Annotated in this window: 16 protein-coding genes and 1 pseudogene; 7 read left to right on the plus strand and 10 right to left on the minus strand. The window is 75.2% G+C overall.

What is annotated here, in order from left to right; translation table 11 throughout:
* The 6 genes and pseudogenes from IEZ12_RS13085 to IEZ12_RS13110 all read right to left on the minus strand — a co-directional run.
* Positions 1-254 (minus strand): annotated as a pseudogene (locus IEZ12_RS13085) (hypothetical protein); the annotation flags it as partial.
* The gene (locus IEZ12_RS13090; RefSeq protein ID WP_189272192.1) at positions 244-1,653 is read right to left on the minus strand and encodes a CpaE-like family protein; all 1,410 of its coding nucleotides are present in this window, start codon (positions 1,651-1,653) and stop codon (positions 244-246) included. The pseudogene IEZ12_RS13085 and the gene IEZ12_RS13090, both read right to left, overlap by 11 nt.
* The gene (locus IEZ12_RS13095; protein ID WP_100584838.1) at positions 1,653-2,285 is read right to left on the minus strand and encodes an SAF domain-containing protein; all 633 of its coding nucleotides are present in this window, start codon (positions 2,283-2,285) and stop codon (positions 1,653-1,655) included. Before IEZ12_RS13095 ends, IEZ12_RS13090 begins: the two co-directional genes overlap by 1 nt.
* An 88-nt stretch (positions 2,286-2,373) precedes the next feature.
* Entirely contained in the window at positions 2,374-3,288 is a 915-nt protein-coding gene (locus IEZ12_RS13100; protein ID WP_189272193.1) for a hypothetical protein, read from the minus strand.
* Positions 3,282-3,911, minus strand: coding sequence for a hypothetical protein (locus IEZ12_RS13105; RefSeq protein WP_189272194.1), 630 nt, complete (start codon positions 3,909-3,911; stop codon positions 3,282-3,284). Before IEZ12_RS13105 ends, IEZ12_RS13100 begins: the two co-directional genes overlap by 7 nt.
* A 142-nt stretch (positions 3,912-4,053) precedes the next feature.
* A complete protein-coding gene (locus tag IEZ12_RS13110) occupies positions 4,054-4,890 on the minus strand; it encodes a hypothetical protein (protein WP_043911262.1) in 837 nt (278 codons plus the stop codon).
* A 167-nt stretch (positions 4,891-5,057) separates the two neighbouring features.
* Between IEZ12_RS13110 and IEZ12_RS13115 the strand changes: the two genes are divergently transcribed.
* The 3 genes from IEZ12_RS13115 (at position 5,058) to IEZ12_RS13125 (ending at position 7,719) form a co-directional block, all read left to right on the plus strand.
* Positions 5,058-5,477 (plus strand): pyridoxamine 5'-phosphate oxidase family protein, encoded by a 420-nt coding sequence (locus IEZ12_RS13115; RefSeq protein ID WP_100584841.1) that lies wholly within the window; start codon positions 5,058-5,060, stop codon positions 5,475-5,477.
* A gap of 139 nt (positions 5,478-5,616) precedes the next feature.
* A complete protein-coding gene (locus IEZ12_RS13120; protein WP_189272195.1) occupies positions 5,617-6,072 on the plus strand; it encodes a MaoC family dehydratase in 456 nt (151 codons plus the stop codon).
* A gap of 324 nt (positions 6,073-6,396) precedes the next feature.
* Positions 6,397-7,719, plus strand: a complete 1,323-nt coding sequence (locus tag IEZ12_RS13125; RefSeq protein WP_373295470.1) for an MBL fold metallo-hydrolase — start codon at positions 6,397-6,399, stop codon at positions 7,717-7,719.
* 7 nt (positions 7,720-7,726) lie between these two features.
* On the opposite strand, the gene IEZ12_RS13130 is transcribed toward IEZ12_RS13125, so the two are convergent.
* From IEZ12_RS13130 to IEZ12_RS13145, 4 genes are all read right to left on the minus strand, one after another.
* Positions 7,727-8,080 (minus strand): hypothetical protein, encoded by a 354-nt coding sequence (locus IEZ12_RS13130; protein WP_189272197.1) that lies wholly within the window; start codon positions 8,078-8,080, stop codon positions 7,727-7,729.
* A 52-nt stretch (positions 8,081-8,132) separates the two neighbouring features.
* On the minus strand, positions 8,133-8,666 hold the full coding sequence (locus tag IEZ12_RS13135; protein ID WP_189272198.1) for a TetR/AcrR family transcriptional regulator: 534 nt from the start codon (positions 8,664-8,666) through the stop codon (positions 8,133-8,135).
* 466 nt (positions 8,667-9,132) lie between these two features.
* Positions 9,133-11,796: a DUF7824 domain-containing protein gene (locus tag IEZ12_RS13140; RefSeq protein ID WP_229847492.1), complete on the minus strand. Its 2,664-nt coding sequence runs from the start codon at positions 11,794-11,796 to the stop codon at positions 9,133-9,135.
* A 133-nt stretch (positions 11,797-11,929) separates the two neighbouring features.
* Entirely contained in the window at positions 11,930-13,243 is a 1,314-nt protein-coding gene (locus IEZ12_RS13145; protein WP_189272199.1) for an SWIM zinc finger family protein, read from the minus strand.
* A 105-nt stretch (positions 13,244-13,348) separates the two neighbouring features.
* Here IEZ12_RS13145 and IEZ12_RS13150 point away from each other — a divergent pair, with 105 nt between their 5' ends.
* The 4 genes from IEZ12_RS13150 to IEZ12_RS13165 all read left to right on the plus strand — a co-directional run bounded on the left by IEZ12_RS13150 (position 13,349) and on the right by IEZ12_RS13165 (position 18,124).
* Entirely contained in the window at positions 13,349-14,260 is a 912-nt protein-coding gene (locus IEZ12_RS13150; RefSeq protein ID WP_373295469.1) for an acyl-CoA thioesterase, read from the plus strand.
* A gap of 76 nt (positions 14,261-14,336) precedes the next feature.
* Positions 14,337-14,966 (plus strand): TetR/AcrR family transcriptional regulator, encoded by a 630-nt coding sequence (locus IEZ12_RS13155; RefSeq protein WP_043912645.1) that lies wholly within the window; start codon positions 14,337-14,339, stop codon positions 14,964-14,966.
* 73 nt (positions 14,967-15,039) lie between these two features.
* A complete protein-coding gene (locus IEZ12_RS13160) occupies positions 15,040-16,695 on the plus strand; it encodes a BCCT family transporter (RefSeq protein ID WP_189272201.1) in 1,656 nt (551 codons plus the stop codon).
* Between the two features lie 319 nt (positions 16,696-17,014).
* Positions 17,015-18,124, plus strand: coding sequence for a hypothetical protein (locus tag IEZ12_RS13165; RefSeq protein ID WP_189272202.1), 1,110 nt, complete (start codon positions 17,015-17,017; stop codon positions 18,122-18,124).
* The last annotated feature ends 32 nt before the right edge of the window (positions 18,125-18,156 follow it).

The following is an 18,156-nucleotide window of genomic DNA, read 5'->3' on the forward strand; positions in this document are numbered from 1 at the left end:
TTCAGCTCCCGGGCGACCTGCGGGTCCACGGCCGGCACCGCGCCGGCCGCGGCGAGCGCGGGCACGGCGGAGGGCACGGCTGCCACCGGCCCGGCCGGCGGCACGGGCGCGGCGGGCATCGGCGCGGGGACGGCCGGCTTGGCCCACGGCAGCCCGGCGGCGTCCGGCGAACCGCCGTACACCACCTGACCGTTGACAGGCTGCTGCGGGCCGCCCGGGTACGGCGGCGGCCCCTGGTACGGGTTAGCGCGCACGGTGCACCTCCCCCGGGCCGTCCTCGGGCCCGTCGTCCTGTCCGGGGAACGGCGCGGGCGCGGGCGGCTGCGGCACCACCGGCGGTGCGATGTACGGCGCGGCGTACGAGATCTGCGGCTGGCTCTCCACCCGGATCGGCCACTCGCCGGTGAACTGCCCGCCCGGCTGCGGACGCGGCGGTTGGACGAGCGGCGGCGGGACGGGCGAGGGCTGGACGGGCTGCTGGTGCGGCGGGTACGGCTGCGGCCGGCCGGGCTGCTGGTGCTGCTGCGGGTACGCCTGGGGCGGGTACGGCTGCTGGTGCTGCGGCTGCGGCGGGTACGGCCGCTCCGGGCGGCCGCCCACCGGTCCGGCCGCGAACGGCGGCTGCCCGAACGGCGGCTGCGCGAACGGTGCCCCGGGCTGCGGCGCCTGCGGGTGCGTCATCTGTTGGTGCGTCATCTGCTGCGAGGGTACGGCCTGCTGGGGCATCGACGGCCGCGGGGCCGGTGCCTGGTACGGCTGTTGGAGCTGCGGCTGAGCCTGCTGGGGCGGCTGCGGCGGGAGCTGGGCGGGCTGGGTCCGCGGCGCCTGCTGGATCTGCTGCGGCTGCGTCGGCTGCTGGGTCTGCGGGCCGAGGCGTCGGCGGCGACCCTCGGCGTGGTGCTGGATCCGGTCGGCGGCGGTCCGGGCGGTGCGCATCAGCTCGGAGCGGATGAACCGGCGGTCGGTGGTGTCGCCGCCGTCGGACAGCACGCGCGCGGTGCGCGGCGCGTGCGTGAGGGTGCCGAGGACGGGCAGCTGGAACTGCCGGGACACCTCGTGGTCGGGGTAGGGGCCTTCGGCGACCAGCAGCAGCCCGAGGCTGTCCGCGCCGGTGCCGTTGGTGTCGAGGTCCTCGCGCAGCGCGGCCAGCCGGGGCCGGACCGCGGACAGTCCGCGCAGCGTGGTGCGGACGGTCGCGGCGACCACGTCGGAGCGCCGGGCGAGGACCGCCATCGGGCCGTTCGCGCCGGAGCGGCCGAGGTCGAGGATCACGTCGTAGCCCTCGGGGTCGAGCGCGCGCAGCGCCTCCACCAGGGGTTCCCAGGTGTAGGCGAGGCCGGGGGCCTGGGCGGGGTCGGTGAGTCCGGGCAGCAGCAGGCGCTCGCCGTTTCCCTGCGGGGAGACGTCCAGCAGCTGTTCCCACAGGGCCTGGGCGAGCAGTCCGCGCCGGTCGGCGACGGCCAGGTTGCGCAGTCCGTACACGGCGTCGACGCGGCCCTCCAGGGCGCCGGCCAGGATCGCGCCACCGTCGGGGTCGCACTCGACGAGCAGCACCCGGCGGCCCGGGCGCAGCGGCCAGGACAGCAGCAGGGCGAGGGCGCTGCTGGTGGCCCCGGGCGCCCCCGGCCCGCCGAGCACGGCCACCACGGTCATCAGGAGCCCCCGGCGTTTCGGGGTGCGAGGATCACCTGGAACTTGCCGCCGGCCACCCAGGAGGCCAGCCGCGGGCCGTCGCCGGGGCCGATGGCGACGTCGATGACGGTGGTGCCGTCGGTGTCGGCGCGGCCGACGACGGCGACGGTGGCGGTCATGGTGTCGGGGGTGCGGGTGTTGCCGTCGGGCTTGGTGCTGTCGGGGGTGTAGACGATCAGCACCTGGAGGCCGGGCTGGAGCCGGGTGGCGGGGAGTTGGGAGCGTTTGGCGGCGAGGCCGACGATCTGCTGGCCGGGCTGGGTGGCGGGGTCGCTGGTCAGGTCGGACTTGACCAGCAGGGCGCCGCGCTTGAGGTCGGTGGTGGCGCGCAGCCCGACGGTGTGTTCGAGGTCGCGGGCGTCCAGCGGGTGCAGGGCGGGGTCGCCGGCGATGTGTGCGACCACCAGGTCGTCGTTGCTTATCACCTGGCCCATCGGCACGTCGCGGGCCAGGGCCAGGACGGCGATCCGCTGGCCGCTGCTGTTGTACAGCACCGCGCCGCCCAGTCCGCCGGCGGCGATCAGCGCGGCCGCCATCGCCAGCACGGCGGGCCTGCGCCGGCGCGCCCCGAGGCGGCGCGGCGGGGTCGGCATGCTTCGATTCTCCACCGCTTCGCGGCCTCTCACTCGTGATGGAACGTCCATGCTGGGGCGGCGGCCGATGGTCCGGCCGCCGGGCCGGTCAGTTCAGCACCTGGACCTCGTTGACCGGGATCCGCAGCGTCAGTCCGGGGAACTCGCTGCGCCAGGTGAAGTCCGCCATGTCGATGTCGGTGTTGGCGGAGGTCTTCGCGGTGACCCGCCACAGCAGGGCGACCCGCACGGTGTAGGCGTGGTCGGCCATGGCGGCCGAGCTCCTGGCGAAGATGTGGCTGCAGCTGGGCGTCTGCCCGACGGCGAACGGGGTGCCGGGGTCCGAGCAGGTGAACTCCTGGGAGCGGCCGCCGGCGGGGCCGTCGTCGACGGACCAGACGACCTGCTTGAGCGTCACGGTGGTGGTCACGGTGTAGCCGGGTCCGGGGACGGCGTGGCTGATCGGGCCGGCGCTCTGCGGGGTGGCGTCGAACCAGAACCACACCGGGGAGCCGACCACGGCGTCGGTCTGCGGGGCGGCGTGCAGCACGGGCCGGGCGACCTTGATCTGGTCGAGGGCGTCGAAGGCGAGCTGCCGGGGTGTCGGGGGCTTCATCCCGCCGGGCGGCTGGGCGAGGAAGACCGAGCCGGGCGCCTCGTTGCCGAGGCAGGCCCGGTCGTAGATCGCGCCGTCCTTGCCGGTCTTCCCGTCCCAGACGTCCTCGGTCTCCAGCGGCTGGGGCTTCGCCAGGCGGTAGTAGCAGCCGCTGGAGAACCAGCCCAGGTCGTCGCGCCAGCACGGCACGGGCCGGCCGTTCCAGCTGCAGGTGTCGGAGCCGGAGTCTCCGCCGCCGCCGGTCGACCCGCCGCCGGGGGTTCCGCCGCTGCCGGGTTCGTGGATGCCCGTGCAGATGATGTCGTCGGCGCACGGCGTCACGTCGGCGCTCGCCGAGGGGACGAACGCGACCGTCAGTCCGATTCCGGTCAGTGCACAGAGCGCTGCGCGCCAGGCGGAGTTCAGCATGTCTTGGTCACCTCACGGGTGAAGTCGGCGATCAGCCAGCGATTTCCGTATCTCTTCAGGACCGCGGTCACGGGGTAGCGGGACGGCCGTTGTTGCGGATCCTTGATCTGCTGGGTGGCGGCGTCCACCTGGTGCCAGCCGCTGACGTCGAGGCAGTCCTCGATCGTCGCGGTGGGCGGACTGGCCTGCAGGTCGAGGGTTTTGACGAGGGGTGAGGTCTTCGGCGCTCCGGTCATCACGAGTTTCGCATCGTGCAGTTGGGTGAGCGAGAGCAGGGCCTCGCTGAGCGCGTTTCCGGTGGCGTACTGGCCGAGCGCCGTTCCGTCCGAATTCGATCGCTTGAACGCCTCGGTGCGGACGTCCCACCAGGCCTGATAGGCCGTCACCGCGGCGTGCGCCTCCAGCCCCTGGTCGCCCTGGTCGGGGACGGGGCTGCGATTCGGGTCGCTGCTCGCGGTGGGGGCGGCGGTGGCCCGGGGAAGGCCGGAGGCGGGGGTGCCGAGGCGGTCGGCGGAGCCTTTCTCGGTGGTTCCGCACGCCGTCAGGGCCGCCAGCAGGAATGGCAGAAGCAGCCCGCTGATCCCAACTACCCGAGGGCGCACCAGAATTCCGCGCTGCCGCATAGCCCCACCTTGTCGCGGCCGAACCTGTGGCGGGTCCGGACCGCGGATCTCGTCTGCCGTCCCCTGTGGTGATTCCGGGTCGCTCGGAGGTCGATTCTTCGCCAACCCGCCCCGGCACGGCAACACCCGGGGCCTCCTGACCTTACGCGGAAGGCGGATCCGTTGGGGCACTTTCTCGCCACAGAACCGCCAAAAGTTCATCGGAAAGCGGCAGTCCGGCAAGCGCTCCGCGCACGGCGGCGCGGTTGCGCATCAGGAGTCTCCCTCCGTCACGGGGCACCAGCAGTCTGGCCTCGCCGGCCGACGCCGGTTCGCCCCAGCCGAGTTGGCCCTCGACGGCGGGCTGGAGGTCGAGCGGGCCGACGGCCGCGGGCGCACCGGGCACGCCGTGCTCCAGCACCCGGCCGAGCGCCCAGCTGAACGAGCCCTCCGCGCCGGGGAGCACACCGTCGCGTCCGCGCCGCCCGGCGCTCCAGCGGCCGATCCGGCCCCACAGCGGCACCCGGGAGTGGCCGAGCAGTTCGCCCGCGCCGTCCTCGCGCAGCAGCGCCGCCCAGGTGTCGCGGTCGGCGACCGCGTCGACGATCAGCAGGGTCTCCTCCTGCTCGCCGTGCACCATGGCGCTGGTGATCCAGTCCCAGGCGAGGCCGCGCCGGTAGGCGTTGTCGGGCGTGGACCCGGCGGTGACCAGGGCGACCCGGCGCCCGCGCGGGTCGGCGATCAGCTGACCGAGCAGGCAGACCACCAGCCAGCGGGCCGGCCGCGCGGAGGCCTGGCGCAGCGCGGTGAGCAGCGTGTTGGCGTCGGCGTCGGCGGGCGGCATGCTGACGTTGCTGCCGCGGGTGCCGGCGTCGAAGGTGCGGCCGGGCAGGGCGGCGGCGAGGGTGCGGGCGCCGTCGGCGGCGCGGGCGGAGCCGCCGTGGCCGCGTTCGGGGCCGCCGTCCGCGCCGATCACCACCAGTTCGATGCCACCGCTCACCTGTACCGCCCCCTCGCCTGCGCATTCCGGCCACCAGTGAGTGCTGCGGCCGAATGCCAAGGTATCGCCGAGCGGTGTCGGCGCGCGCCGAATTCGGCCCGATGAGCCCCAGCTCAGGGACCATGGGCCCTGTTCGTGGGCGGTGCGGGCGGGGCACCATCGACCTTATGGACCGAGACGACCGGGTGGAGACCCTGAGCGAGGCCGAGTGCCTGCGCCTGCTCGGCGCCGTGCCGTTGGGGCGCGTGGTGTACACCGAGCACGCGCTTCCGGCGGTGCTGCCGGTGGCTTTTCGACTGGCCGAGGACGGGCGGCTGATCCTGGCGCTGCGCACCGGGACCAGGGTGGCCAGGGCGCTGGACGGGACGGTGGCGGCGTTCCAGGTGGACGATTTCGACCCGGCGGGCCGCTGCGGCTGGAGCGTGCTGGTGCACGGGCGCGCCGAGGTGGTGCGGGACGCCGAGGAGCGCGCGGCGCTGGAGTCGGACGGCCTGCGCCCGTGGATCCCGGAGCCGGGCCCGGAGTACGTGGCGATCACCCCGGAGCTGGTCTCCGGCCGCCGGCTGATGCCCGACCCCGCGCTGTGATCCCGCCGGGGCCGACCCGGTCGCTCGCCCGCGGCACGGCCGGCCCCGGCCCCCACTGACAGGTGACCGGCGAGTAGGCATACTCTGCGGGGCGGCCCGGACGGGCCGTCCCTGCCCCGTCGCACCTGTGGAGCGCACCGTGACGACCTTCGCCTCGCTCGCCGATCTGACCGCCGCCGTCGGCGCCGAACTGGGCACCAGCGAGTGGCACACCGTCGACCAGGAGCGGGTGAACCTGTTCGCGCAGGCGACCGGCGACCACCAGTGGATCCACGTCGACCCGGAGCGGGCCAAGGACTCGCCGTTCGGCGGGACGATCGCGCACGGTTACCTGACGCTGTCGCTGCTGCCGGTGCTGGCGAAGGAGTGCTACGCGGTGGAGAACATCGCGATGGCCCTCAACTACGGCTCGGACAAGGTCCGCTTCCCTGCCCCGCTGCCGGTGGGCTCGGCGGTCCGGGCGACGGCGGTGCTGGTGTCGGCCGACGAGGTGCCGGGCGGGGTGCAGGCGGTGGTCCGGTTCACCATCTCCAGCGAGGCGAGCGCCAAGCCGCACTGCGTCGCCGAGACGATCACCCGCTTCTACCGGGCCTGATCTGCGCCTTTTCACGCTTCCCGCACGGACCGTCCCGCAACCCGGGGCGGTCCGTTCTCGTTGGGCCGAACGGCGCGCCGACGGCCCGTTCGGTGGGTTTTGGTCGTTTGGAAAGGTAATGTCCAGGTTCGAGATGCGTCGTCCGCGCCGGGGTTTCCGGCTGCCCGGGCGGCGCCGTCCGGCCTGCCGTGGACCCGTGCGGGGCGCAACCGCGTTCCGCCGCCCCGGCACGCCGCCGTTCGGGTGTTCTACCGTGGAGGTGCCTTGTCCCGTCCCGTCTCCTGGCTGTTCCGCGCCGGTGAGCTGGCTGCCGAGGCCGGGCTCCTGCTGCGCGACGTGAAGCGCTCCTACCGGACCCTGCCGCGGGAGAGCTGGCACCGGGTGCGCACCGACGCGTTCGGCGCCGACCCGCGCGGCAAGCGCCTGCACAGGGTCTCCGGTTCGCCGCACTTCGTGGACGGCTCCTTCCGCAACCCGGTGCCCACCCGCCCGCTGACGTACGGGCACACCCCACTGGCACTGATGCGCACCAGGCTGGCGGCGGACGGCGGACGCCGCAGCCCCGCCGCCGCGGTGCCGGTGCACCGGCTGCTGCCGGCCGAGCTGTCCGCCCCGCCCGAGTCCGGGCTGCGCCTGACCTGGCTCGGCCACGCCACGGTGCTGGCCGAACTGGACGGCGTGCGGGTGCTGTTCGACCCGGTGTGGAGCGAGCGGGTCTCGCCGTTCGACTGGATCGGCCCGAAGCGGCTGCACCCGGTGCCGCTGCCGCTGGCCGAACTCGGGCCGGTGGACGTGGTGGTGATCTCCCACGACCACTACGACCACCTGGACATGGACACCATCCGCACGCTGGCGGCGGGCGACGCGGTGTTCGCGGTCCCGCTGGGCGTCGGCGCGCACCTGGAGCACTGGGGCGTCGAGCCGTACCGGATCGTCGACCTCGACTGGTGGGAGTCCGCCGAACTGGACGGCCTGCGGCTGACGGCCACCCCCGCCCGCCACTACTGCTCGCGCGGGCCGCGCCCCAGCGGCAAGTTCCTCTGGTCGTCCTGGGTGGTGGAGAGCAAGCGCCACCGCCTGTTCCACAGCGGCGACACCGGCTGGTTCCCGGGCTTCGCCGACATCGGCCACCGCTTCGGGCCGTTCGACGCCACCATGATGCAGGTCGGCGCGTACTCCGAGCACTGGCCGGAGGTCCACCTGACGCCCGAGGAAGCCGTGCAGGCGCACCGCGACCTCGGCGGCAAGGTCATGCTCCCGATGCACTGGGGCACCTTCGACCTCGCCCCCCACCCGTGGGAGGAGCCCGCCGAACGGACGGTCGCCGCCGCGCAGGCCGCCGGCGTCACGCTGGCCGTCCCGCGCCCCGGCAAGCCCTTCGAACCAGCCGACCCGCCGCCCGCCGCACCCTGGTGGCGCGCCGTCGCCACCACCCCGGCCGGCGCCGACGTCCTCGTCCCCGAGGCCCCCTCCCCCGTCCCGGACACCCCGGCCGGCCTCACCGCCGCCGCCCCGCGTCCGGACGCGCCGCTGGCCGCGGCCAAGCCGGCCGCGAGCGCCGCCCGGACCGCCGAGCCGGAGGCCGCCGCGGCCGAGCACTCCCCCGGCCACTCCGGCCAGGACGGCGGGCCCGTCCGGCCGGCCTGACGCCCGCTCAGTGCCGCAGTGCGCCCTCGACCAGGGCCACTGCGGCCCGCGGGTCCTCCACCTCGACGATCACCCGGGCGTACTGCTCGTCCGCGAGCTCGATCACCACGGCCTTCGCCGGGTTCTTCACGTCCCAGAACACCAGCTCGCCGTGCCGGCGGAAGCGGCCCGCCGTGATCAGACCCGGCCACTGGGTGCCGCCGACCTTGATGCCCTTCGGCTCCGACGCGACGCCCGGATCCGCGGTCGCGCCACGGACGTTGGCCAGCGGGATCTCTATTCGGCTCTTGATCGCCCAGAGCTTGTCCAGACCCTCGATCTCCACGATCAGCGTCCCGTTGTCGACAGACAGTCGAGCCATCTCGGTGAACCCTCCTCGTACGGTGTGTGCGAAACAGTGAGTTGACGGCCGGTCAGTCGGCCAGCCTGACGGCCAGCGCATGGACCGCCGGGGCGGACGCCGCGGGCCCGAACGCCCGGTCCCGCAGCCGCAGTCCGAGCACGCTCGCCCCGAGCGCCCCGATCAGCGGGCTGTCGGCCGGCTCGCCGAGCACGGCCGCGAGCGCCCGTTCCAACGCCCGCAGGGCCTCCTCCACCAGCGCCGCGACGTCCGGGTCGGTCGGAGCCTGGTGAACCGCGGCGGACAGCAGCAGCCCGGCCGCGGCCCCGCCGTCGAACCCGCCCGCCGCCTGCGCGAGCGCCTCCGCCGGGCCGCTGGTGACGGTCAGCGCCGCCACGGTGGGCAGCACCTCGTCCTCCAAGTGGTGCCGGAGCGCGGCGAGATACAGCCCCCGCTTGCTGCCGAACACCTTGTACAGGCTGCCGCGGTGCACACCGAGGCCCTGCACCAGGTCGTCGACCGAGGTGCCGTCGTAGCCGCGTTCGGCGAACAGCACCGCGGCCCTCCGGATCGCCTCGGCCTCGTCAAAGGCGCGTGGTCTTCCCATGCCCACGACCCTAGACATTCGAGAACGATCGGTCAAGAACGAGCGTTCCAGAACTCACGCGGCGCGGACGCCGGTTCGGACGCCGGGTTCGGGCGCCGGACGATCCGGTCGGGCCGTGGTCGACGAAGACGGGCACTTCGGAGAACGCGCAGCAGAGCAGTACGACAGGTCCTCGGCGTCCGAGTTGCAGCAGGAGACCGTCGGGCGGACCGTCGACGTCCTCGCGGAACTCGCGGAACTCGCGGGCGGCGGACGGGCGATGGTGAAGCGCCTGCGCGCCAGGCCGGGCGGCGCGGAGAGCCCCGCCACCGGGTGGGCCCGCACCTCATGGCCCGACCCGCCGACCTGTGGCTCCGCCACCGCTGGGACGGCCGGACCCGCGCGCCCTCACCGGGAACAGCGCCCAGCACGTCTCGGTCCGGGAGACGCCGGCCGCCTGACGGCCCGCGCCGTCAGGCCCGCGCCGTCAGGCCCGCTCCAGCAGTCCGGCCAGGACTCTCGCCTCCGCAGCCAGCTTGCTGCGCCCGCCACTTGTCGCGGCGGCCGTCACTGCCGGAATCCCCCATCTCGCCCCTGCCCGGCGCGCGCACTCCACCGCCGCCGTCAGCAGCCCTGCCGCGCCCGCCGGCGGGCGGCCGTCGAGCAGTGCGGGCAGGACGCCGGCCAGCACCGTCCAGGCGAGCCTCGGCGCGCCCGCGTCGGCGAGTTCGGTGCAGGTGGCGGCGAGGCGGTTCGGTTTGACCGCGCCCACGCGCAGCAGTTCGCCGGTCTCGTGGCCGAGCAGCGTCGCGTCGAGCGCGGACTGCGCGGCCAGCAGCAGCACGGCGTCGACGGCGGCGGTGCGGTCCTCGGGGAAGGCCGCGCCGAGGCCGTAGGCGAGGGCCTGGTGGACGGCGAAGCCGGCCGGGCCGCCCGCCTCCGCGAGCAGCGGGAGCAGTTGGGGGTAGCCGCGGACCGGCGACGAACCGGCGGAGTCGGCGAGTTGGCCGATGAGGCGGACGGCGAGTTCCTCGCGGTGGTGCGGCAGGACGGCGAGCCAGCGGGCGTCCGGCATGGAGTGCTCGACCTCGGAGCACCGGTGGAACCGCTCGGTGGGGCCGAGCAGCGCCCGGACCGGATCCGGCACTCCGCCCTCGGGCCGCACGCCGGGCGCGCCGGATCCGGGCACCCCGAGCATCGACAACTCGCCGTCGCCGAGGCCGGGTTGTTCGCAGAAGCGGCGGTACTCGGTCATCCGCACCCCGGGCCGCGCCGTCCCGGCGGGGATCGGCGTGGCGGCCTGCCGGGGCAGCCCGCCGGCCCGCAGCCAGGCGGCCAGCCGCGCGCCCGCCGGGGAGGCGAGGCCGCCCGCCCCGGCGTCCGAGGTGCCGTCAGGGACGGTGCGCAGCAGGGCCTGGGCGAGGTCGACCGGGCCGGGTTCGAGACCGAGTTCCTCGTACCGGCGAAGGCGCGCCACCAGCTCGCCGGGGTCGAGCGCGCCGTTCCGGCGGGTGGGGGTGGAGAGCAGCAGGGGGACGGGGTCGCCGGTCAGCCGCCAGGCGGTCTCCTCCAGTCGGGCGGCGATCAACCCGCCCACGCCGCCGCGCAGTTCCCAGGTCCGGAACGGGCTGGCCTTGGGCGTCGTCAGGGACCGCCAGGCCCGCTGCTTGGGCAGTGCGCCGGTGACGGCTCCGGCGAGTACGCCGAGCGTCCGCCACTCGTCGGCCACGAGGACGGGGGCGAGTGCGGCGGCGAGCGCCTCCCGGTCCTGCCAGGCGTGCCGGACCAGCCCGTCCAGGACGCGTTCGAAGGCGACGCTATCGCCGTCGCCGGCCAGCGCGGCGGCGAGCTCCTCGGCGACCTCCGCGGGGCTGCCGAGCGGTGCGGGCATCGCCACCGGTCGGGGCGGCTCGGGCAGCCGGTCCCGTTCCGCCGCCGCCTCCTCCGACTCGACGTGAATACCGAGCAGTTGAGCCGCTGTCTCGGCGTGCGCGGGGTCCAGCGAGAGGGCGGCCGCCCGCAGCTCGACCAGCAACCGGCCGCGCACGCCCGCGACATGGCGGCCGGTCACTTTCAGCGCCTGGCCCTGGAGTTGCCGGTCCGGGTGCCCGTAGCCCTGCGCGACGGCCCGCAGCGCGAGTTCCGGTGCTCGCGCCGCCACCCGGTCCAGCCAGGCCAGTTGGGCCCGCACGAGCTTCTTCTCCGGCCGGGCGAGCAGCACCTCGGCGGATTCGGCCACCGTCGCGTCGTCGAGCCGCCCGGCCCGGTCGAGGGCGATCAAGCAGTCCTGCGCGTACCCGGCGAGCGGCGAGGCGGCGTCCAGCAGGGCGGTCAACGCCCGCAGGTTCGCGGCGAGTTCGTCATCCGACGGGGCGAGTGCGCGGACCACCGCGAGGTAGCTGCGCAGCTCCCCGGCCCCGCCGCCGCGCACCAGCCGGGCGAAGCCGCGGGCGACCAACTCGCCGCGGTCGACGACCTGTTCGTCGGCGAGCCGGGCGAGGACGCCGGGCCAGCGCTGGGCGTCCTCCTTGGCGACCCACGGCCCGGAGAGCAGCCCGGCGGTGTCGGCGTCGAAGACCAGCGGGGCGAGGACGGGGGTGAAGCCGTCCTGCACGAGCCGCGCGTACAGGTCGATGCCGGGCGGCAGTCGCGGCTCCCCGTGCCGGGGCCGCGGGTCGCCGCGGTCGGTCATCCACTCGACGACGAACCCGGGGTCGGTCGGCGGCGGGGTGTCGCTCGCGCGCAGCAGGTGTTCGGCGATCCGGTAGGCGGTGGACGGCCCCCAGTTCTCGCGGTCACCGGGGCGGCGGGCCAGCCGCAGGGCCACCTCCCGCTGCCAGCCGGTGTCCTGACCGTCCAGCAGGCCGCCCAGCGGCGGCCGGTGCCACCGCTCGACGCCCTGGAAGTCACCGGAGCCGATCCACTCGGCCGCACCGGACGGCGCGGTGTGGCAGACCGCCCCGGCGACCAGCAGGGCCGTCCCGGCCCCGGCCCGGGAGTGGATGCTGTCGCGCAGTTCACGCCGCAGCGCCTTCAGTCCGGGCACCTCGGCCCGCCGCTGCTGCGGCGTCAACCCACCCACCAGTCGGGCGACTTCGTCGAAGTCGGCACGGCGGATCGCCGCCACCAGGTCCGTCTCGGGCTGCTTCACCGCTGGTCCTCCTCGATCGTCGTCCGCTCCGCCGCCACCTCGCTTCACGCCCCCGATCGCCGCGACGGCGGCCCATCACCCGGACGTCCCCGCGCGGCCCGCAGCACCTCCGGTCGCAGCACTCCGCCCCGCCTCATCGCGTCCCCTCCGTCGCCATCCGCACCGCCAACACATGGCTGCACGGCCCCCGGTCGCCCCGGTGCCGGGCCCACCAGCGGCAGGTGCAGCCGGCGGGGCCGTCGGCGTCGAGGCGGACGTGGTGGGCGTGGTGGGCGTGGTCGCCGACGGTGACCACGCGGATGTCGTCGGTGCGCGGGCCGACGGCCCCGGCGGCGAGCAGGTCGCGGGCGCGTCGCAGGCGGGGGTTGGCGTCCGCCACCCGATCGGCGGTGTACGGGAGTTGGCGGTGGAAGTGGGCGGCGTCGGCGAGGTCGTAGCCGATCCGGCCCGCGGTGGCGAGGTGGGCGAGGGCGGCCCGGACCCGGTCGGGGGGCAGGCCGAGGTCTGCGGAGAGGTCGATCCGGGGCTCTTCGTCGAACAGCGCCTCCAGCATCTCGGCGTCGCCGGCGGCGGTCGGCACGGCCAGCAGGTCGAGCAGGCCGCCTTCGCCGGAGAAGCCGCGGGAGGCGTCGGGCGACAGGGTGAGGGTGATCCGGCCGCCGGGCAGGGCGAGTTCCCAGGCGGAGGCGGTGGGGCCGGTGGGCGTGCCGGGTGGGCCGTAGATCCGCAGGGCGACGACGTGCCGCAGCAGCGGACGCAGGGCGGCGAGCCGTTCGGGGCCGGGCAGGCAGACGGCGCCGGGGCCGGGCCGGGAGGTGGGGCGCAGTCCGCGGCCGGTGGGCAGCACCCAGCGGACGGTGCTGCGGCCGCCGGTGGGCAGGGTGCGCAGGAAGCGGACGGCTTCGGCGGCGGGCAGTTCGGCGCGCAGGTCGAACCGGGCGGTGCGGACCTGGGTCTCGGCGAAGCCCTTGAGCCAGCGCGTCGGCAGCGGCACCTTCCGTTCGATCAAGGTGTCCGCGCCGATGCCGACTTCGACCTCGTCCGCGCCGACGGCGAGGCTGAGCCGCTCGGACGGGGCGCGCAGCCGCAGGGCTTCGCGCAGCGGGGCGCCGATGTCGATGTTCGTGGTGCCGTGGCCGGTGGCGGCGCCGTCGAGGCCGTCGGGGAGCAGGTCGAGGCGGGCGTGCACGCCGCCGCAGCCGGAGAAGGATTCGAAGCGCAGCCGGTCGCCGTCGGCGGTGACCACGGGGTCGAGCGAGCCGGCGGCGAGCGGACGGTGGTAGCGGGCGGCGGCCACGTCGGCGACGGCCAGCAGCGCGGCGGCGGCCGGCCCGGGGTGGCGCAGCGTGCCGTCGAAGAACGGTCCGTGCTGGGTGGCGAGTTCCAGCCGGTGCGGGCGCAGCGCGGAGAGCCTCGGGTAGCGCAGGGTGTGGACGGCCGTGGTCATGGACGGAACGCTAACGATCACCCCCGACAGGCGATCGCCCCGGACAGCGCGACGTGATCCGTTCCACATCCGCTCAACACTGCAACGTGTTCTAGCATGTGCCGCGTGACTCCGAGCTCCCCGACCGACGCCCCCTCCTTCACCGACCTGCTCGGCATCGAGGAGCTGGACGAGAACCTGTTCCGGGGGCACTGTCACGCCGGTGCGCCGCTGCGCGCGTTCGGCGGCCAGGTGGCGGCGCAGGCGCTGACGTCGGCGGGGCGGACGGTGGAGCCGGCCCGGCGGGTGCACAGCCTGCACGGGTACTTCCTGCGGCCGGGCGATCCGCGCCGTCCGATCGTCTACCAGGTGGACCGGGCCCGGGACGGGAACTCGTACGCGACCCGGCGGGTGACGGCTCTCCAGCGCGGTGAGGCGATCTTCACCATGTCGGCGTCGTTCAAGCGCCCGGAGTCCGCGGGCGACCGTCAACGCACCATGCCGCCGGTGCCCGGCCCGGAGGAGCTGCCGGACCCGTACCTGGCCTGGCAGCGCGACGCGCCCGAGGAGTACGAGCAGTCGGCGATCTTCCGTGCCCTGCGGATGCGGTTCGTCCCGGCGGGCGCGCCCGGCCTGCCGCCGGAACTGCCGGGGATGCCGCAGCAGTTCGTCTGGCTGCGGACGGCCGCCGGGCTGCCGGCCGACGATCCGCTGCTGCAGGTGTGCGCGCTCACCTACCTCTCGGACCTGACGTTGGCGTCCACCACGGCGCTGCACCTGCAGCCGCACCGGGTGCACCGGGTGGCGGAGTCGCGGGTGGCGCTGGCCTCGCTGGACCACGCGATGTGGTTCCACCGCCCGTTCCGCGCCGACGAGTGGCTGCTGTTCGCGCAGCGCAGCCCGTCGGCGTCGGACGGCCGGGGGCTGGCGATGGGCGAGTTCTACGACCGGGACGGGGCGCTGGTGGCGTCGGCCGTGCAGGAGACCCTGCTGCGCGAGCTGCGGCCCAGGGTCCCGGGGGCGCCGAAGTCGGCCTGAGCCGGGAGCGACCGTCACTGACCGGTGACCTGTCGCGTCATACCGCGGCGAGGGGCCGCCCCGTATCATGGTTCGGGTGACCAAGGTTGACCTGTCACCTCGTCCGGTGGAGGCGATGTCCCCCCGTCAGCTCGAACGCCGCGGCTCCCTCCTGTCCGCCGCCCTGGCTCTGGTGACCGAGATCGGCGTGGAGCGGCTCCAGATGAAGCAGGTGTCGGAGCGTTCGGGGGTGGCTCTCGGGACCGCCTACCGGTACTTCTCCTCCAAGGACCATCTGCTGGCCGCGGCGATGGCGGACTGGCATCGACTGCTGCTCGCCGACCTGGTGGGCGAGGTGGGGGCGGGGCGCAGCGCCTCGCCGACCGAGCGGGCGGTGCGGTTCGTTCGCCGGGGGATGCGGGCGTACCAGCGGCAGCCCGAGCTGGCCCGGCTGCGGGTGGCGGTGGCGACGTCCACGGATCCGTTCGCCAGCGAGGCCCTGCAGGGGCTGGCCCGGGCGGACCGGGCGGCGCTGGGCGCGGTGCTGCCGGAGGTCCCGCCGGGTTCCGGGGAGTTGGTGCGGCACATGGTGGGGCACGCCTGGCAGGGCGAGTTGACGGCCTGGGTGACCGGCCGGTCCACCCTGGACGACGCCCGGACCCGGCTGGAGGAGATGGTCCGGCTGGTGCTGGGCCCGTACGAGCCGCCGCCGGTGCCGACCGCCTGACGCCGGGCCGGCTGCGCGGGCCCTCGGCGTGCCGCCTACCGGCGGGCGGGCGTTTGTGGACATAGTGCCTCATATGCCCACGCCTTCCGAGCCCTTCGGTCCCTCCGAGCCTTCGACAGATCCTCGGCCGTCCGCGCCGGACGCCTTCCCGTTGGACCGGGTGGTGTTCGGCGTCGGCGCCGTCGCGGTGCTGGGGGTGGTCGCCTGGGGGGTGTTCGCGCAGGACTCGCTGAGCCGGACGTCCGGCACCGCGCTGTCCTGGGTGCTGCACTCCTTCGGCTGGCTGTTCGTGGTGGCCGCGGACGTGTTCCTGGTGCTGGCGGTGGTGATCGCGCTGAGCCGCTTCGGCCGGGTGCCGCTGGGCCGGGACGGCGAGCAGCCGGAGTTCTCCACGCTGGCCTGGGTGGCGATGATGTTCAGCGCCGGCATGGGCATCGGCCTGCTGTTCTACGGCGTCGGCGAGCCCCTGCAGCTGTACGCGCAGCCGCAGCCGGGCTCCGACATCGCGCCGCAGACGCCTGCGGCGGCGCAGCGGGCGCTGGAGTTCTCGCTGTTCCACTGGACGCTGCACCCGTGGGCGATCTATGCGGTGGGCGGCCTGGCGCTGGCGTACACCACGTTCCGCAAGGGCCGGGGCAACCGGATGTCGGAGGCATTCGTGCCGCTGCTCGGCGAGCGCCGGGCGCACGGCTGGGCGGGCCGGGTGATCGACCTGCTGGCGGTGTTCGCGACGGTGTTCGGTTCGGCGACCAGCCTGGGCCTGGGCGCGATCCAGGTGGCCGGCGGCCTCGGGTACGTGACGGACGTCCGGGCCACCCAGGGCGTCGAGCTGGTGGTGATCGCGGCGCTCGGCGGGGCGTTCGTGCTGTCGGCGATGTCGGGTGTGCACCGCGGCGTGAAGTGGCTGTCCACCACCAGCGTGGTGCTGGCGGCCGCGCTGATGGCGTTCGTGTTCGTGGTCGGCCCGACGGTGTTCGTGCTGGACGCGCTGCCCTCCACCGTCGGCGGCTACCTGTCCGACCTGGCGGTGCTCGCCACCCAGACCGGGGCGTTCACCGACGAGGACTGGCTGGGCTCCTGGACGATCTTCTACTGGGCGTGGTGGCTGTCCTGGGCGCCGTTCGTCGGCACCTTCATCGCCCGGATCTCCCGCGGCCGGACGGTCCGCCAGTTCCTGATCGGGGTGCTGCTGGTGCCGAGCGGGGCGACCTCGGTGTGGTTCGTGGTGATGGGCGCCACGGCGATCCGGTTGCAGTCCACCGGTGCGGCCGACCTCGTCGCGACCATTCCGCAGGGCGCGGACGCCGGGCTGTTCGAGATGCTCAAGTCGCTGCCGCTGGGCTCGTTGACCAGTGTGATCGCCGTGCTGCTGGTGATGCTGTACTTCATCACCTCGGCGGACTCGGCCTCGCTGGTGCTGGGTTCGCTCTCCTCGGGGGGCGCGCTGCACCCGCGCACCTGGCTGGTGGTGGTGTGGGGCGCGCTGATGGCGGCGGTCGCGGCGGCGCTGCTGCTGGCGGGCGGGCTGACGGCGCTGCAGAACGCCACCATCCTGGTGGCGCTGCCGTTCGTGCTGGTGATGCTGGCGCTCTGCCTGTCCCTGATCCGCGAGCTGCGCAGCGACCCGGCGGCGGGGCCGTCGCGGATGCACGCCGCGCACGGGCTGCGCGACGCCGTCGGCACCGCCGTCGGCGAGGAATACCCCGGGCGGTCTCGCCCGCAGGAGTGAACCGGCCCCGCCGCGGCCCGCGGCGGCTTTCCCGGCGGCCCGTGCGGCGTCCGGGCGAGCGGCAACTCGCCCGGCTTTACCAAGAGTTCGTAATGGTCAAAGCCGTCGCGGGACGGTGGCAGGCTGATCCGGGTCGGACTCCACGCCGAGCGGCGGGCCGGGCGGCCGTCATCCGCCCGCGCCCGCCGATCCCCCTCTCCGCGCACCCGTCAGCCCGGGCGTCCGCCACCCGGACCTGCCGCCCGGGTCCACCCGCCGCCACGCCCGCTGCCCTTCCGCCGCACGTCCCGCCGAACACCCCTCGAAAGCCCCGCCCCCCATGCGCCCGTTCTGCACCGCCCTCGACCGCGCCCTGCGCCGCCGTCTCGCCGCCGCCACCGTGGCAGCCTGCCTGCTGGGCGCGCTGCTGCCCGCCGCGGCGGGGGAGATCCGGCACTGCCGGGCGGCGGGGGTGACGGTGCCGATGCTGATGCTGGTGGCGGCGATGTTCATCGGCGGGTTCGAGACCCGGGCCGCGGACGTCGGCCGGGCGCTGCTGCGGCCCGGGCTGCTGCTGGCGGGGCTGGGGGTGGCGCTGGTGCTGCGGGCGGTGGTGCTGCTCGGCGCGGAGCGGGCCGCCGCCGGGTGCTGGCCGGACGTCCGGGAGGCCCGTTGGCTGGTGGTCGGGCTGGCGCTGACGGCCGCGATGCCGGTCGCCGGCGCCGCCCAGACCTGGGGCGCCCGGGTGGGCGGGGACGCGCCGCTCGGCCTCGGCCTGGTCCTCGTCACCACGCTGCTCAGCCCGCTCACCACCCCGCTCGGCCTGGCGCTCGCCGAGGAGCCGGAGAGCGGCGGCCTGCGCCGGGTGCTGGACGCCCTCGCCCACTCCGACACCACCTGCCGGTTCATGGCGCTGTGGGTGGCGCTGCCCTGCCTGGCCGGGCTGCTGGCCCGCCGCGCCACCCGGGGTCTGCTGAGCGGTCGGCTGCGCGCCGCACTGCTGCCCCGGCTGCGGCTGGCGGGTCTGCTGAACGCCCTCGCGCTGACGTACCTGAACGCGGCGGGTGTGGCCCGGGAGATCGTGCTGCGGCCCGAGCCCCGGCTTGTCGCGGTCGCCGCCGGGTGCGGCGCGCTGGTCTGCGCCGGCCCGTTCCTGGCGGGCTGGCTGGCCACCCGCCGCTCCCCCGCCCCGCCGGCGGCCCGCACCACGCTGACCCTCGCCTCGGGTCTGAACAACACCAGCGCGGCGGCCGCGCTGGCGGGCGCCCAGTTCGGCGGCCACCCGGCCGTGCTGCTGCCGATCTTCTTCTACGGCGCGGCCCAGCAGGTGCTGGCCTCGTTCCTGCCGGGCCTGCTGCGCACACCGGCGACTCCCCTGCCGACCTGCGGCGATCGGGTCGTGGAGGTTCCGACGCCGAGATCCCTTCCGGATTTCACCCGCGTTTGGTGACCGCGTAACGCCGCCCTGTCACGCTCGCTGCC

Origin of the sequence: Kitasatospora griseola (assembly GCF_014648555.1) — a bacterium.
Classification (GTDB): domain Bacteria; phylum Actinomycetota; class Actinomycetes; order Streptomycetales; family Streptomycetaceae; genus Kitasatospora; species Kitasatospora griseola.

What these genes read in the sequence shown, in the direction of transcription:
- IEZ12_RS13090 (WP_189272192.1), bottom strand. Translation starts at nt 1,653, where the DNA reads ATGACCGTGGTGGCCGTGCTCGGCGGGCCGGGGGCGCCCGGGGCCACC.
- IEZ12_RS13105 (WP_189272194.1), bottom strand. Translation starts at nt 3,911, where the DNA reads ATGCGGCAGCGCGGAATTCTGGTGCGCCCTCGGGTAGTTGGGATCAGC.
- IEZ12_RS13165 (WP_189272202.1), top strand. Translation starts at nt 17,015, where the DNA reads ATGCGCCCGTTCTGCACCGCCCTCGACCGCGCCCTGCGCCGCCGTCTC.
- IEZ12_RS13095 (WP_100584838.1), bottom strand. Translation starts at nt 2,285, where the DNA reads ATGCCGACCCCGCCGCGCCGCCTCGGGGCGCGCCGGCGCAGGCCCGCC.
- IEZ12_RS13145 (WP_189272199.1), bottom strand. Translation starts at nt 13,243, where the DNA reads ATGACCACGGCCGTCCACACCCTGCGCTACCCGAGGCTCTCCGCGCTG.
- IEZ12_RS13115 (WP_100584841.1), top strand. Translation starts at nt 5,058, where the DNA reads ATGGACCGAGACGACCGGGTGGAGACCCTGAGCGAGGCCGAGTGCCTG.
- IEZ12_RS13100 (WP_189272193.1), bottom strand. Translation starts at nt 3,288, where the DNA reads ATGCTGAACTCCGCCTGGCGCGCAGCGCTCTGTGCACTGACCGGAATC.
- IEZ12_RS13160 (WP_189272201.1), top strand. Translation starts at nt 15,040, where the DNA reads ATGCCCACGCCTTCCGAGCCCTTCGGTCCCTCCGAGCCTTCGACAGAT.
- IEZ12_RS13130 (WP_189272197.1), bottom strand. Translation starts at nt 8,080, where the DNA reads ATGGCTCGACTGTCTGTCGACAACGGGACGCTGATCGTGGAGATCGAG.
- IEZ12_RS13135 (WP_189272198.1), bottom strand. Translation starts at nt 8,666, where the DNA reads ATGGGAAGACCACGCGCCTTTGACGAGGCCGAGGCGATCCGGAGGGCC.